This window comes from Reyranella sp., from assembly GCF_965228225.1.
Classification (GTDB): Bacteria; Pseudomonadota; Alphaproteobacteria; order Reyranellales; family Reyranellaceae; genus Reyranella.
Window position 1 is genome coordinate 3,952,207 of record NZ_OZ245801.1, and the last position, 13,094, is coordinate 3,965,300.

18 protein-coding genes are annotated in these 13,094 nt (G+C 66.9%); 10 read left to right on the forward strand and 8 right to left on the reverse strand.

The window, feature by feature from the left end; translation table 11 throughout:
• Positions 1 to 9: 9 nt before the first annotated feature.
• Positions 10 to 1,629, reverse strand: coding sequence for a malate synthase A (aceB, locus tag ACO07K_RS19145; RefSeq protein ID WP_422030609.1), 1,620 nt, complete (start codon positions 1,627 to 1,629; stop codon positions 10 to 12).
• A gap of 156 nt (positions 1,630 to 1,785) precedes the next feature.
• On the opposite strand from aceB, the gene ACO07K_RS19150 reads away from it, so the two are divergent.
• From ACO07K_RS19150 to ACO07K_RS19180, 7 genes are read left to right on the forward strand one after another with little or no spacing between them, the layout of a single operon-like run.
• Positions 1,786 to 3,147 (forward strand): nucleobase:cation symporter-2 family protein, encoded by a 1,362-nt coding sequence (locus ACO07K_RS19150; RefSeq protein WP_422030611.1) that lies wholly within the window; start codon positions 1,786 to 1,788, stop codon positions 3,145 to 3,147.
• A 20-nt stretch (positions 3,148 to 3,167) separates the two neighbouring features.
• On the forward strand, positions 3,168 to 4,352 hold the full coding sequence (locus ACO07K_RS19155) for a urate hydroxylase PuuD (protein ID WP_422030612.1): 1,185 nt from the start codon (positions 3,168 to 3,170) through the stop codon (positions 4,350 to 4,352).
• Between the two features lie 3 nt (positions 4,353 to 4,355).
• Complete coding sequence (locus tag ACO07K_RS19160; protein WP_422030614.1) at positions 4,356 to 4,817, forward strand: hypothetical protein; 462 nt, start codon at positions 4,356 to 4,358, stop codon at positions 4,815 to 4,817.
• The gene (locus tag ACO07K_RS19165) at positions 4,814 to 5,197 is read left to right on the forward strand and encodes a hypothetical protein (protein WP_298310289.1); all 384 of its coding nucleotides are present in this window, start codon (positions 4,814 to 4,816) and stop codon (positions 5,195 to 5,197) included. Before ACO07K_RS19160 ends, ACO07K_RS19165 begins: the two co-directional genes overlap by 4 nt.
• Before the next feature lie 9 nt (positions 5,198 to 5,206).
• Positions 5,207 to 5,974 carry a crotonase/enoyl-CoA hydratase family protein gene (locus ACO07K_RS19170; protein ID WP_422030615.1) on the forward strand — a complete coding sequence of 256 codons (768 nt, stop codon included), beginning with the start codon at positions 5,207 to 5,209 and terminating at the stop codon, positions 5,972 to 5,974.
• 30 nt (positions 5,975 to 6,004) lie between these two features.
• A complete protein-coding gene (locus ACO07K_RS19175) occupies positions 6,005 to 7,027 on the forward strand; it encodes an NADPH:quinone oxidoreductase family protein (RefSeq protein ID WP_422030617.1) in 1,023 nt (340 codons plus the stop codon).
• Positions 7,028 to 7,076: 49 nt separating this feature from the next.
• On the forward strand, positions 7,077 to 7,454 hold the full coding sequence (locus ACO07K_RS19180; protein ID WP_422030619.1) for a hypothetical protein: 378 nt from the start codon (positions 7,077 to 7,079) through the stop codon (positions 7,452 to 7,454).
• Positions 7,455 to 7,660: 206 nt separating this feature from the next.
• On the opposite strand, the gene ACO07K_RS19185 is transcribed toward ACO07K_RS19180, so the two are convergent.
• From ACO07K_RS19185 to ACO07K_RS19195, 3 genes are read right to left on the reverse strand one after another with little or no spacing between them, the layout of a single operon-like run.
• Positions 7,661 to 8,470 (reverse strand): phytanoyl-CoA dioxygenase family protein, encoded by an 810-nt coding sequence (locus ACO07K_RS19185; protein ID WP_422030621.1) that lies wholly within the window; start codon positions 8,468 to 8,470, stop codon positions 7,661 to 7,663.
• A gap of 6 nt (positions 8,471 to 8,476) precedes the next feature.
• Entirely contained in the window at positions 8,477 to 8,935 is a 459-nt protein-coding gene (locus ACO07K_RS19190; protein WP_298310298.1) for a MaoC family dehydratase, read from the reverse strand.
• A gap of 12 nt (positions 8,936 to 8,947) precedes the next feature.
• On the reverse strand, positions 8,948 to 9,130 hold the full coding sequence (locus ACO07K_RS19195) for a zinc-finger domain-containing protein (RefSeq protein ID WP_422030624.1): 183 nt from the start codon (positions 9,128 to 9,130) through the stop codon (positions 8,948 to 8,950).
• A 25-nt stretch (positions 9,131 to 9,155) separates the two neighbouring features.
• On the opposite strand from ACO07K_RS19195, the gene ACO07K_RS19200 reads away from it, so the two are divergent.
• A complete protein-coding gene (locus tag ACO07K_RS19200) occupies positions 9,156 to 10,175 on the forward strand; it encodes an alpha/beta hydrolase (RefSeq protein ID WP_422030626.1) in 1,020 nt (339 codons plus the stop codon).
• Here ACO07K_RS19200 and ACO07K_RS19205 read toward each other — a convergent pair.
• Positions 10,156 to 10,473, reverse strand: a complete 318-nt coding sequence (locus tag ACO07K_RS19205) for a hypothetical protein (protein ID WP_422030628.1) — start codon at positions 10,471 to 10,473, stop codon at positions 10,156 to 10,158. The genes ACO07K_RS19200 and ACO07K_RS19205 overlap by 20 nt on opposite strands.
• 97 nt (positions 10,474 to 10,570) lie before the next feature.
• On the opposite strand from ACO07K_RS19205, the gene ACO07K_RS19210 reads away from it, so the two are divergent.
• A complete protein-coding gene (locus ACO07K_RS19210; RefSeq protein WP_422030630.1) occupies positions 10,571 to 10,858 on the forward strand; it encodes a hypothetical protein in 288 nt (95 codons plus the stop codon).
• Positions 10,859 to 10,862: 4 nt separating this feature from the next.
• Here ACO07K_RS19210 and ACO07K_RS19215 read toward each other — a convergent pair whose 3' ends face one another.
• The 3 genes from ACO07K_RS19215 to ACO07K_RS19225 are packed head-to-tail and all read right to left on the reverse strand — an operon-like array spanning position 10,863 to position 12,275.
• On the reverse strand, positions 10,863 to 11,390 hold the full coding sequence (locus ACO07K_RS19215) for a hypothetical protein (RefSeq protein WP_422030632.1): 528 nt from the start codon (positions 11,388 to 11,390) through the stop codon (positions 10,863 to 10,865).
• 8 nt (positions 11,391 to 11,398) lie between these two features.
• Positions 11,399 to 11,863: a hypothetical protein gene (locus tag ACO07K_RS19220; protein ID WP_422030634.1), complete on the reverse strand. Its 465-nt coding sequence runs from the start codon at positions 11,861 to 11,863 to the stop codon at positions 11,399 to 11,401.
• A 31-nt stretch (positions 11,864 to 11,894) separates the two neighbouring features.
• On the reverse strand, positions 11,895 to 12,275 hold the full coding sequence (locus ACO07K_RS19225; protein ID WP_422030636.1) for a Rid family hydrolase: 381 nt from the start codon (positions 12,273 to 12,275) through the stop codon (positions 11,895 to 11,897).
• A 71-nt stretch (positions 12,276 to 12,346) separates the two neighbouring features.
• Here ACO07K_RS19225 and ACO07K_RS19230 point away from each other — a divergent pair, with 71 nt between their 5' ends.
• Positions 12,347 to 13,090 (forward strand): SDR family oxidoreductase, encoded by a 744-nt coding sequence (locus ACO07K_RS19230; RefSeq protein WP_422030638.1) that lies wholly within the window; start codon positions 12,347 to 12,349, stop codon positions 13,088 to 13,090.
• Positions 13,091 to 13,094 lie beyond the last annotated feature (4 nt).

The window sequence follows — 13,094 nt, forward strand, 5'->3', positions numbered from 1 at the left end:
GTCTTTCCTTCAGGCCGCCGCCTTCTCGTCGGCCATGATGCGATCGTAGGCCGGCAGGGTCAGGAACTCGTAGAACTGCGGCTGCTCGACCAGGTCGATCATCAGTTGTGCGGCATCCTCGTAGCGCCCCTTGGCATAGGCTTCCTCGCCGATCTGCGCCTTCACCTTGTCGTTCTCCTCGCGCACGATCTCGCGGACGAGTTCCTTGGTGATGGAACGGCCGTCGTCGAGCTTCTGGTTGTGGCGCACCCACTGCCAGACCTGCGCGCGGCTGATCTCGGCGGTGGCGGCGTCTTCCATCAGGTTGAACAGCGGCACGCAGCCGATGCCGCGCAGCCAGGCCTCGACATAGCCGATGCCGACGGCCACGTTCTGGCGCAGCCCGGCTTCGGTCTTCGGACCCGCGGGGATCTGGATCAGGTCGGCGGCGGTGACATGCACGTCCTGGCGCTTGCGCGCGATCTGGTTGGCTTCCTTCATGACCGCGTCGAACTCGGCCTTGGCGATCGGCACCAGGCCGGGATGGGCGACCCAGGTGCCGTCATGGCCGTCGCCGGCCTCGCGCTTCTTGTCGGCGTGGACGCGGCCCATCGCCTCGTCGTTGGCCTTGGGATCGTTCTTGATCGGAATCTGCGCCGCCATGCCGCCCATCGCGTGCACTTCGCGGCGGTGGCAGGTCTTGATCACCAACTGGCTGTAGGAGCGCAGGAAGTGCGAGGTCATGCCGACCGTGCCGCGATCCGGCAGCACCGCCCACTCCTGCTCGCGGAACTTCTTGATGAAGGAGAAGATGTAATCCCAGCGGCCGCAATTGAGGCCGGCCGAGTGATCCTTCAGCTCCCACAGGATCTCGTCCATCTCGAAGCTGGCGACGATGGTCTCGATCAGCACCGTGGCCTTGATCGACTTCTGCGGCACGCCCAGTGCGTCCTGAGCGGCAACGAACACGTCGTTCCACAGCCGCGCCTCGAGATGGCTCTCGAGCTTGGGCAGGTAGAAATACGGGCCGGTGCCGCGCGACAGCGCTTCCTTGGCATTGTGGAAGAAGTAGAAGCCGAAATCGAACAGCGAGCCCGACATCGGCTTGCCGTCGACCGTCATGTGCTTCTCGAGCAGATGCCAGCCGCGCGGCCGCACGAACAGCACCGCCGTCTGGTCGTTCAGCTTGTAGGACTTGCCGCTGTTGGGATCGACATAGTCGATCTGGCGGCGGACGGCGTCGGCCAGATTGTACTGGCCCTCGACCATGTTGGCCCAGGTCGGGGTCGAGGCGTCCTCGAAGTCGGCCATGAAGACGTTGGCGCCGCAGTTCAGCGCGTTGATGATCATCTTGCGATCGACCGGCCCGGTGATCTCGACCCGGCGGTCCAGGATGTCCTTGGGCAGCGGTGCGACCGTCCAGTCGCTCTCGCGGATCTTGGCGGTCTCGGGCAGGAAGTCCGGCTTCTCGCCGGCATCGAGGCGCTTCTGACGCTCGACGCGGAGCGCCAGCAGCTCTTCGCGGCGGGCATTGAACTTGCGCTGCAACTCGGCGACGAAGGCGACTGCCTCTTTGGTGAGCACCTTTTCGAAGCCGGGCTTGAGGGCACCGTCGATCGTCACGCCCGCCGGAAGGTCCAAAGCCGCCATTCTCGTTCCCCTCGAAATTCTTTCGGATACAGTCGAAAGGGCGATTTACCGCCGTCCACTTCCTTAGGCGAGTCTGAATTGGCGTTTCGGCCGGCTGGCCCGCCGGTTGCGGTCCGGGGGCGAGGAAGCGGCGACATCGCTCGGGGGAGAAGATCGATGCCTGACCACACCGTCGACCCGGTGGATGAAAAGCCGCCCCTGGCCAGGCTGCTCCCCCTCGGCCTGCAACACGTCCTCGTGATGTATGCCGGCGCCGTCGCGGTTCCCCTGATCCTGGGCGGTGCGATGAAGCTTCCCAAGGACCAGGTGGCGGTGCTGATCAATGCCGACCTGTTCGCCTGCGGCATCGCCACCTTGATCCAGAGCCTCGGCATCCGCGGCTTCGGCATTCGGATGCCGGTGATGATGGGGGTCACCTTCGCCGCGGTCGGCCCGATGCTGGCGATGGCCGCCGATCCGCGCCTCGGTCTGCTCGGCATCTACGGCGCGGTGATCGGCGCCGGCCTGTTCGGCATTCTGGCGGCGCCGTTCATCAGTCGGCTCCTGCCTCTGTTTCCCCCGGTGGTCACCGGGACCATCATCACCGTCGTCGGCATTTCGCTACTGGGAGTCGGCATCAATTGGGCGGCGGGCGGCGCCGGCAATCCGCGCTTCAGCGACCCGCTCTATCTCGCCGTGTCACTTCTCGTGCTTCTGGTCATTCTCGGCGCCACGAAATACTGCACGGGCTTCTTCGCCAACATTGCCGTCCTTCTGGGGCTTATCGCCGGGTTCGGCGTGGCATTTGCCCTGGGCGAGGTGAATTTCGCCGGTGTCGCCCAGGCCAGGTGGGTCGAGCTCGTCCATCCGTTCCAGTTCGGCTGGCCGACCTTCGACCTGCTGGCGATCCTCACGATGAGCCTGGTCCTGATCGTGGTGATGATCGAATCGACCGGTGTCTTTCTCGCTCTCGGCGAGGTGACCGACCGCATGATCGGCCAGCAAGACATGACGCGAGGCCTGCGCGCCGACGGTCTCGGCACCCTGATCGGCGGCGTGTTCAATACATTCCCCTACACCTCGTTCTCGCAGAATGTCGGCCTGGTCGGCATCACCGGCGTGCGCTCGCGCTGGGTCACGGCGACCGGCGGCGTGATCATGCTGGTGCTCGGCCTGTTCCCCAAGATCGCCACGATCGTCGCCTCGATCCCGCAGTTCGTCCTGGGCGGCGCCGGCATCGTCATGTTCGGCATGATCTGCGCCACCGGCATCCGCGTCCTCTCGCGCGTCGACTTCCGCGGCAATCCGGGCAACACCTACGTCGTTGCCGTCAGCATCGGCCTCGGCATGATCCCGCAGGTTTCGGAGAGATTCTTCGGGCACATGCCGAAAGCCCTAAGTCCCCTCTTGCACAGCGGGATTTTATTGGCTTCGATCGCAGCCATAGCGCTCAACGCCTACTTCAACGGCATGCGCAGTGGCGCGGCGGCAGTGGCCGACGCCACGGCAGCCGGACGGGAAGCCGAGACCGCGCACTAAGTCTGCGCACCAGAGGATCAATGGACCCGTACGTCGTCGAGTGGCTCAATCTGATCCTGCGCTGGGCCCACATGATCGTGGGCATCGCCTGGATCGGCGCCTCCTTCTATTTCATCTGGCTGGACAACCATCTGCACAAGCCGCTCGATCCGGCCGACGAGGCCAAGGGGATCGGCGGCGAGGTCTGGGCGGTCCATGGCGGCGGCTTCTACACGGCCAAGAAGTTCAAGGTGGCCCCCGAGCGGCTGCCCCCCGAGCTGCACTGGTTCAAGTGGGAAGCCTACACGACCCTGGTCACCGGCTTCTTCCTGCTGTGCCTCGTCTATTACTACGGCGCCGAGGTCGCGCTCATCGACCCGTCGGTCCTGCCGCTGACGAAGCCGCAGGCGATCGCCATCGGGCTCGGATTCCTCATCCTGGGCTGGCTGGTCTACGATTTCCTCTGCCGCTCGGTCCTCGGCCAGGACGAGGTCGTGCTGGGCGGTCTGGTTTTCGTCTACTGCGTCGCCGCCGCCTGGGCGCTCTGCCACATCTTCTCCGGCCGCGGCGCCTACATCCATTTCGGCGCGATGCTTGGCACCATCATGGTGCTGAACGTCTACTTCGTGATCATCCCCGGCCAGCGCGAGCTGGTGAAGGCCAAGGAAGAAGGCCGCATTCCCGACCCGATCCACGGGCTGCGGGGCCGCCAGCGCTCGGTCCACAACACCTATTTCACACTGCCCGTGCTGTTCACGATGATCAGCAACCATTACGCCGGCCTCTACGGCCACGAATGGAACTGGGTGCTGCTGCTCACGATCTCGATGGCCGGCGCAATGATCCGCGTCTGGTTCGTGCAGCGCCACAAGGGAAACGCCAACCCGCTGGTTCTGGCCGCCGGCTTCGTCTTCCTCGCCTTCACCGCCCTGCTCGCCCTGCCGCGTCCCAGCGCCGACGGCGGCGGACCGGTCGCCTTCGCCGAGGTCCAGCCCATCATCCAGGCCCGCTGCACGCCCTGCCATGCGGCGAAACCCACGCAGGAGGGCTTCCTGGCACCACCCAAGGGAGTCCTGCTGGAGACGCCGTCGCAAATCCAGGCAATGGCCGCCGCCATCAATCAGCAGGCGGCCGCCTCGCGCGTCATGCCGCCCGGCAACATGACGAACATCACCGATGCCGAGCGGCGCATGATTGCGCGCTGGTTCAAAGGCGGCGCACAATAGGGCATGAACCTCCGCTCCCGCGGCGTGCCGTGGCGCCGTCTCCTGACGGCGGCGCTGGCGGCGGTCGCGATCTTCCTCTTCTGGACCCAGACTTCGGAGCGCGGCCAGCGCGAGGCCGCGCGCGGACCTGCACTCTCCGCCGAGGCGCGCGAGGCGGGCCAGGGCTGGGGCGCGAGCGTGGGCTTCGCCGACCAGCGTCGCCTCGACGATCACTACCAGAAGCATGGCGCCGAGTTCGGCCGCATCACCAAACAGGATTATCTGCGTCAGGCGCAGCTCCTGCGCGACGCCAAGGTCGGCGGACCGATCCTCGAGACGGTGCGGCGCGATGGCGTCGTGACACGTTTCGACCGTGACACCGGTGCCTTCATCGCCTTCAATGCCAATGGCGTCATACGCACCTTCTTCAAACCCAACGACGGCGAGCGCTATTACCGTCGGCAATCCGAAAGAGGGAACGATTGAACCCGCCGTCACCACCGCCCGGCCCGCCCAACGTGGCCGATCTGCAGGAACTGATCGACCAGTGGGCGACTTTCGCCCGCGGCCTCGAGCGGGAAGACTACACGTTCGATCTCGACAACTGGCTGAACGACGTCGACGTGCGAGAACTCATCCTCGAGGCGCTGCCGATGTTCAGCCGCGAGGAGATGGGCGACCACGCCCTGAAGCTCGACGAGGCCGACCGGGCCTTCATGGCCGCGACGCGCGACTTCAAGCGCTGCGTCTGGGGTGGCGGCACGGCGCGCAAGGAGCATTGGACCGCCCAGAAGAACTGGTGGTACTTCCGCACACCGGCCCGCTCCAACGCCCAGCTTGAAGACGAGCTCCTCACGGTTCGCTAAGACGAAGTCATGAGCACGTCGAAAATTCTGGTCGAGGCCCAGGGGCCGGTGACCACCATCATCATCAACCGGCCGCAGGCCCGGAACGCGCTCGACAACGAAGCGGCGCACGGACTTGCCGACGCGCTGCGCGCCTTCGAGGCCGATGCCGCGGCGCGCGTCGCCGTGCTGACCGGTGCGGGCGGCGCCTTCTGCGCCGGCGCCGACCTCAAGGAGCTGGGCGCGGGCACCGACTATTTTCCCTGGGCCGGCAGCGACCAGGGGCCGCTGCGCGCGCCCCTGTCCAAGCCGGTGATCGGCGCCATCGAGGGTCATGCCTGCGCCGGCGGCCTGGGGGTCGCGCTGTTCTGCGACATCCGCATCGTCGACGACACGGCGACCTTCGGCGTGTTCTCGCGCCGCTGGGGCGTGCCGATGAGCGACGGCACGACCGTGCGCCTGCCGCGCATCGTGGGTCAGGGCCGCGCCATGGACATGCTGCTGACCGGCCGCGCCGTCGGCGCCGACGAGGCGATCACGATGGGGCTCGCCACACGAAAGGTGGCTCGCGGCACGACACGCGCCGAAGCCGAGGCGCTGGCCCGCCAGATCGCGGGCTTTCCGCCGATCGCCATGACGTCGGACCGCCGGTCGGCCTACGAGAGTTTCGACCGAGACGAAGCCTCGGCGATCCGTCGCGAGATGGAACTGTCGCTCGACGCAAGGCGACAGGAATCGCAGGGCGGCGCGGCGCGCTTCGCCCAGGGCGAAGGCCGGCACGGCCAATTCAAGAAATAGAGTTCAAGAAGTCATCCGAGAGGTAGGGATATGCGGGCGCTGGTTTGTCATGCCTATGGTCCGATCGACAGTCTCAAGGTCGAGGACATTCCCCAGCCCGTGCCGAAGGCCGGCGAAGTGCTGGTCAAGGTCCGCGCCGCCGGCGTGAGTTTCGCCGCGATGCTGGGGGTGCAGGGCAAGCACCAGAACAAGCCTGCCCTGCCCTACGTCCCCGGCAACGAGCTGGCCGGTCATGTCGTGGCGCTGGGCGACGGCGTGACCAATGTGGCGGTCGGCGACCGCATCGCGACAGGGGTCAGCCAGGGCGCCTTCGCCGAGTACGCGACGGCTGCGGCCGCGAACCTCGTGCCGATCCCCGAGATCATGCCCTATGCCGAGGCGACCAATTTTCCGACGCTCTACCCGACTGCCTACGGCGCCCTGAAGTGGAAGGCCGACCTGCAGCCCGGCGAAGTGCTGCTGGTGCACGGCGCGGGCGGCGGCTCGGGCCTCACCGCCATCGAGGTCGGCAAGGCGATGGGCGCGATCGTGATCGCCAGCGCCGGCGGCGCCGACAAGCTGAAGGCGGCCCGCGAGGCCGGCGCCGATCACCTGATCGACTATCGCTCGGAGGACCTGCGGACCAAGGTGCTGGAATTCACCGGCGGACGTGGCGCCGATGTGATCTACGATCCGGTGGGCGGATCGGCCTTCGATGCCTCGCTGCGGTGCGTGGCGCCCGAGGGACGCATCATTCCGATGGGCTTCGCCAGCGGCACAGTCCCGCAGATCCCGGCCAATATCCTGCTGGTCAAGAACGTGACGGTGATCGGCTTCTACTACGGCTACTGGAACGGCTGGGGCGGCAAGGGCGTGCCGTCGCCCAAGGAGGCTCAGGCGCTCGCCAATCGCCGGGCCCTGGTGGCCGCCGCCCAGAAGGAACTGACGCAGTGGTTCACCGAGGGCAAGCTCAAGGCGACCGTGGCCGCGACCTATGACCTTGCAGATTGGGTGAAGGCGTTTCGCCTGATCGAGGAGCGCACCGTCGTCGGCAAGGCCGTCTTGGTTCCGTAACACGCGGGCGCTTGTCGGTCCCGCTGCCGATCCGGCATAGTTCGTTGCCATGCCGGTCCAGTGGACGATCTCCAAGCCGCACCGACTCGTGATCGCCGTCGCGCGGGACGAGCTGCGGCTCAGGGACATCGAACAGTATCTCGATGGCGTGGCCATCGCCGAGGTCCTGCCCTACCGCAAGATCTTCGACATGACGCACGCCACGGTGATGCTGAACGACGCCGACATGATGGCGCTCGGGGCGCGCATCCGCGCCTATCTCCAGGTGAGCAAGCTCGGCCCCCTCGCCATCGTCGCGGTCACCGACCATGCCTACCAGCAGGCCAGCCTGTTCGAGGTGCTGGCCCAGGGCGACCGCCCGGTGAAGATCTTCCGCGAGCTGCATCATGCCCGCGAATGGCTGGATGGGTTCGACGCCGACTCCTAGAGTCTTTCCGTTTTACATTCACCCACCACCTCATCCTGAGGAGCCTTGCACAGCACGGCGTCTCGAAGGATGGGCAAACGATGGGGTGCGCGTGCCCACCCTTCGAGACGCTCACTGCGTTCGCTCCTCAGGGTGAGGTCAGTGTTGAGATGCTCGGCTCGATTCTATCTCGTCCGGAAACGCTCTAGAAGCGCGGCTGCGCGCGATCAGGCCGGCCACACCTTGGGAAAGGTCTCGCATTCGAGCCGGTCGCCGGGCTTCAGCCCATGGCCCTCGATCGGCGGGGAAATCTGTCCGGCGCGCGCGCCGTAGCGGGCATCGTCGCCGCACCAGCGCGTCGCCCAGGCACGGCGGCGACGGGCGCTCGAACGGTTGCCCGAAGCGCCGTGAAGGGTGAGCGCATGGAAGGCGATGACGTCGCCCGGCTCCATGTCCCAGGCGAGGAACTCGTGTTCGCCGCGCTCGGCATCGAGATCGGGCAGCGGCTCGAAGCGGCTGTCCTGGACCTGCAGGTCGACGCCGCCCTGCTTGAAGAACTTGGGCTGGAACCAGCGGCCCCAGCGGTGCGAGCCCTTCACGTATTCGACGCAGGTCTCGCGGTCGACCGGATCGAGCGGCGTCCACAGCGAGATCACCTGCTCGCCGTCGATCGGATAGTAGGGCTGGTCGTGATGCCAGGGCGTGCGCTCCTGCGTTCCCGGCTCCTTCACCAGCAGATGGTCGTGATAGTAGACGACCTCCTGCGAGCCCATGAGCCGGGCCACGATCTCGCGCGCGGGCGATTCGTAGACGAAGGCGCGGGCCGCGGGGTGGCGCTGCCACAGCTGGAAGTCGACGAAGAACAGGCCGGGCGCGCCCTGGGGCGTGTTGATCCGCACCATCGGCCCCGGACTCTTCATGTCGTCGTCCACCGCCGCCCGCATCCGTTCGATCCATTCCATCGGAATGGCGTTGCGCAGGCAGACCGCGCCATCCTCGCGGTAGCGGGCGATCTCGGCGTCGGTTGGCATCGGCATCGGACGTCAGCTTCCCTGCAGCATGCGCAGCGGCGTGTAGATCAGGACCGTCTCGCCCTTCTGGTTCTTGACCAGGTTGGTGGTCCGCACCAGCGCGCGCATCGGGTCCTTGGAAGTCGGCTTGATCTCGGTGATCTCGATCTCGACGTGGATCGTGTCGTTCACATAGGTCGGGCCCTTGATGTCGAAGCCCATCGACAGGAAGGCGAGGCCCGTCCCCTGCAAGGTGGTGGGGATCACCAGGCCTTCGGCCATGGAATAGACCAGCGCGCCCGGCACGGGATGGCCGCCGCGCATCGGCGCATGCTCGCGAATGTACTCCCGGTTCGTGAACAGCTCCTCGGAAAAGCCGCAAAGGGTCACGAAATTCAGGAGATCGGCCTCGAAGATCGTTCGGCCATAGGTGACGAACTTGTCGCCGACCTTGAGGTCGCGCCAGTTCCAGCCTTCTCCGAGCTGCTTCATGGGGTCGTTCCCTCAGTGGGCGTGGGCGAGAGTTACGCCTTCGCGCAGCTTGTAGAGCCTGCTGCAATAAGGACACTCGACGTGTCCTTCCGGGCCCAGGTTGAGGTACACTTTGGGATGGCCCAACGCGCCGCCACCGCCATCGCAGGCGACGCGGTCAGTATCGACAGTGATGACTTCAAACGGCTCCGTCACGATCCCACTCCTGTTACGCCGGCGAATGATAGCGGTCTCCGCCGCCGCGGTCATGCTCTCAGCCTGCGCCCCGACGGTGGTTCCGGCGGGCGGCCCCGTCCAGGCGCCGCGGCTGACCGACGACCGTTATGTCGCGGCGGACGGGACTTCGCTACCGCTGTCGGTCTGGCCTGCGGCAAACGGCGCCCCCAAGGCGGTCATCCTGGCCCTGCACGGGTTCGGCGACTACCGCATGGCCTGGGAGGAACCGGCCGGGACCTGGTCCGGCGCCGGGATCACGACATATGCCTATGACCAGCGCGGCTTCGGCGGCAGCCCCTCCCGCGGCCGCTGGCCCGGCACGGACACCCTGGTCGACGATGCCAGGACGGTGGCAGCCCTGGTGCGCGCCCGCCATCCCGGCGTGCCCTTCTACCTCGCCGGCGAGAGCATGGGGGGGGCGGTGGTGCTGGTGGCCGCCGATCGCGGGGCCGAGTCGGACGGGCTGGTCCTGTCGGCCGCGGCCGTCCGTTCGCGCGATACGTTCGGGCCGGTGGCCAGCGCCGGCCTGTGGTTCTTCGCCCACACCATCCCCTGGATGCCGGCCGGCCCGACCTCGATCGACTACAAGCCGACCGACAATCCCAAGACCATCGACAAGCTGCGCAACGACCCGATGATGCTGCGCCAGCCCCGCCTCGACATGGCCTACGGGCTGGTCGACCTGATGGACGACGCCCGCGCCTCCGCCGCCCGGGTCAAGGAACCCTATCTCATGATGTACGGGCTGGGCGACCGCATCGTCCCGCAGGCGCCGGTCAAGGCGGCGATCGAGATCATGCCGCCGCGGCCCGATTCAAAGCTCGCCTTCTACAAGGAAGGCTACCACCTGCTGATGCGCGACAAGGCCGGACCGGCCGTGACGGAAGATGTCGCGGCATGGATCTCAAATCACGAAGCCCAACTTCCGTCGGGCGCCGACGCCTCGAAATCCCTGCCCGAAATGGCGAGCCTCTGGGGATCCAAGCGCAACGGTCAGGCGAGCGCTAGGCCCCGCAGCGAATGACGACCGAGGCGGCGCCGCGGATCTCCGACATGTCGCCGCGCGTCGGCATGTTTTCCATCTTCAGCGTGGTGTAATCGCCGCCCGTAGCGCCACACATCGCGACCGCACGCGTCTGACAGGCGCCGGGTTCCTTGCAGCTGATGGCGATGGCGGGCTTGCCATCGGTCCAGGTGACCTGGGTCGCATTCGTTTCCGTCCGGGAGTCGGGGCCGGGCGTGCTTTTCGCCATGCCGCAGGCCGCGACCAGGCTTGCGATGCCCATCACGAACACCCACTGCATCGTCGATCGCGTCGTCATTTGCTCTCCCCCTTGGCCTCCCTGAAGGAGACGATCGACAGTACCTCGCGCCGCCGGACAGGTGCAAGGTCGCCCGATTCGTGTCCTACTGCGCAGCATGAACACCCGACTAGGGATCGTGATCTCGTGCGCCCTCGCGGGCTTGGCACTGCCCGCTGCATGGGGACACGCGCAGCAGGGCAACGAGCAGCTGGCGGCGCGCTGCGCCCAGCTCGGCGCGCTCTACGATCGTTACAACACGCAGCGCGGCGAAGGCTCGAGCGGCCCCAATCTGGCGCGCCTCGGGGCCGGCGTCGACTGCCAGAAGGGCCGATACGAGCAGGGCATCAAGGCGCTGGAGGAACTCCTGCAGCGCAACCGGATTCCCTACCCGCCGGCCGGCTGAAGGACTACTTGCCCTTCAGCTTGAAGTCGCGCCACAGCACGATGCCGCTGGCATTGTCGAGCGCCATGCCGTCGAGCTGCTTCCTCAGCTCATAGGCCGTCGGGCGCCAGATGAGCGTGCTCTCGCCGCTCGCGCCCTCGAAGCGGCCGGTGCCGCCCGTCAGCCTGAACGTGCCGCGACAGCCGACGAGCTCGTAGCCGGCGCACTCCCACTCGCCCCAGGCGGTCGCGCCGTCGTACGCCGTGAAGGTGCAGGCACCCGCCGCGCTGGTCTTGCGGCTGCCCTGGTCGATCTTCGACGACAGGGCGCAGCCGACGCGACCCGCTTGCTGCGGCCCCTCGTCGGTCTCGATGAACATTGGCCCGGCGAGGCTCCCCGCCACGACGAGCTGCTTCTCGGCGGCCCGCACGACCGATCCATTGGCGAGCACCACCGCGAAGGCATTGAAGGTCTGTGTCTCGTCCTGCGCGACGGCCGGAGCGGCGGACAGGAGAACCAGGGCGCCCGCGAGGGCGCGGCTGAACATCGTCATGGGCCGCCTCACTTGAAGTCGATGATGACGGCATCGGCGCCGAGCGACACGGCCAGGCCCTGGCGGCGCGTCTTCAGGTCGATCATCACGCCGTTGGTGTTTTCGAGCCACATCTCGCCCTTGCCCTTGTCGCCGTAGGCCGTGCCGTAGCGCGCCTGGCCGTAGGCGCCCGGGAATTGGCGCAGCTCCTTCAGATTGTAGACGTCGCCATAGGCTTCCATCTTCGAGACGCCGAACCCGCCGACACCAAGGCCGCCGACCGAGAACCGGTAGCTGCGGCCTTCATAGTGCAACGTGCCACTGCCGACATTGCCGCTACCGAAGAAGGCCACCTGGACCTGCTCGATGTTGACGGTTCCGGACTTGACCCGCTGCTGGGCGATCGCCGGCGCCGCCAGCACCGTTCCAACCACCCCGACGGACCCGATCAGCGCCTGTCGGCGCCCCAGCAGCCCTGATTTCTTAACGCTCATCCAACTCTCCCCGATCAGCCGTCGTCCCTCATCACTCACCGACGACGGCCGTGGCCTCAATTTCGACCAGCAGGCCCGGCACTGCAAGGGCACTCACCGCCACCAGCGTCGATGTGACAACCGCGCCCTTCAGCGACTTGCCCAGGGCGGTCGTCACGGCGCCCATGTCGCGAATGTCGGTCACGTAGATCGTCGTCCGCACGAGGTCGCCGAGCTTCGCCCCGGCGGACTTCAGCCCGGCCTCGATCTTGCGCATGGTGATCATGGTCTGCTGGGCGGCATCCTTGCCCTGCACCTGCCCCTTGGGATTGAGCGAGGTCGTGCCCGACACGAACACGAACGGACCGCTCTTGATGGTGCGCACGTAGAAGCCCGCCACTTCGGTGCCGTCGGGAAAGACTTTCTTGGCCATGCCGTGCTCCAGCTTCGATGCGCTATGGTGGCATTTTAGGCGGCCGTTCGCGCCGGGCAAAGGAGGAAGCCGTGTCACTCGATCGCTATCGTACCGCCATCGTCACCGGGGCGAGCCGCGGCATCGGCGCGGCCGTCGTCCGCGAACTCACGATCGGCGGGCTCGACGTCTATGCCGTCGCCCGCTCGACCGAGGACCTGACGGAACTGGCGCAGGAAACCGGCTGCCGGCCGATGGCGCTCGACATCTCCCATCGCGACGCGGTGCTGAGCGCCCTGGGCGCGCTCGATGCCGACATCCTGGTCAACAACGCCTCGGCCCCGGTGCGCGGCGGCGTCTCGTGGGAGACCGCGCCCGACGACATCGCCACCCTGATGGACGTGAACCTGCGCGGCACGCTCAACTGCCTGGCCGCCGTCGTGCCCGGCATGCGGGGGCGCGGTCTCGGCCACATCGTCAATCTCGGCTCGACGTCGGGCACCTGGGCGCTGCCCGGCATGCCGGTCTATGCCATGACCAAGGCCGCCATCCACAATCTCAGCCAGACGCTGCGCCTCGACCTGCACGGGTCGGGCGTGCGGGTGACCGAGATCTCGCCGGGCCGGGTCGAGACGGGCGCCCATCTCGGCCTGATGGAGGATCGCGAGGAAGGACGGCGCCGCTTCTACGAAGGCTTCGAGACGCTGCAGCCGACCGACATCGCCGAGGCGGTCATGTTCGTGCTGGGCGCGCCGCAGCGCATGGATGTGAGCTTCATGGAGATCGTGCCCACCGACCAGTCGTATGGCGGCTCGCAATTCCATCGCCGGCGCTGAAATC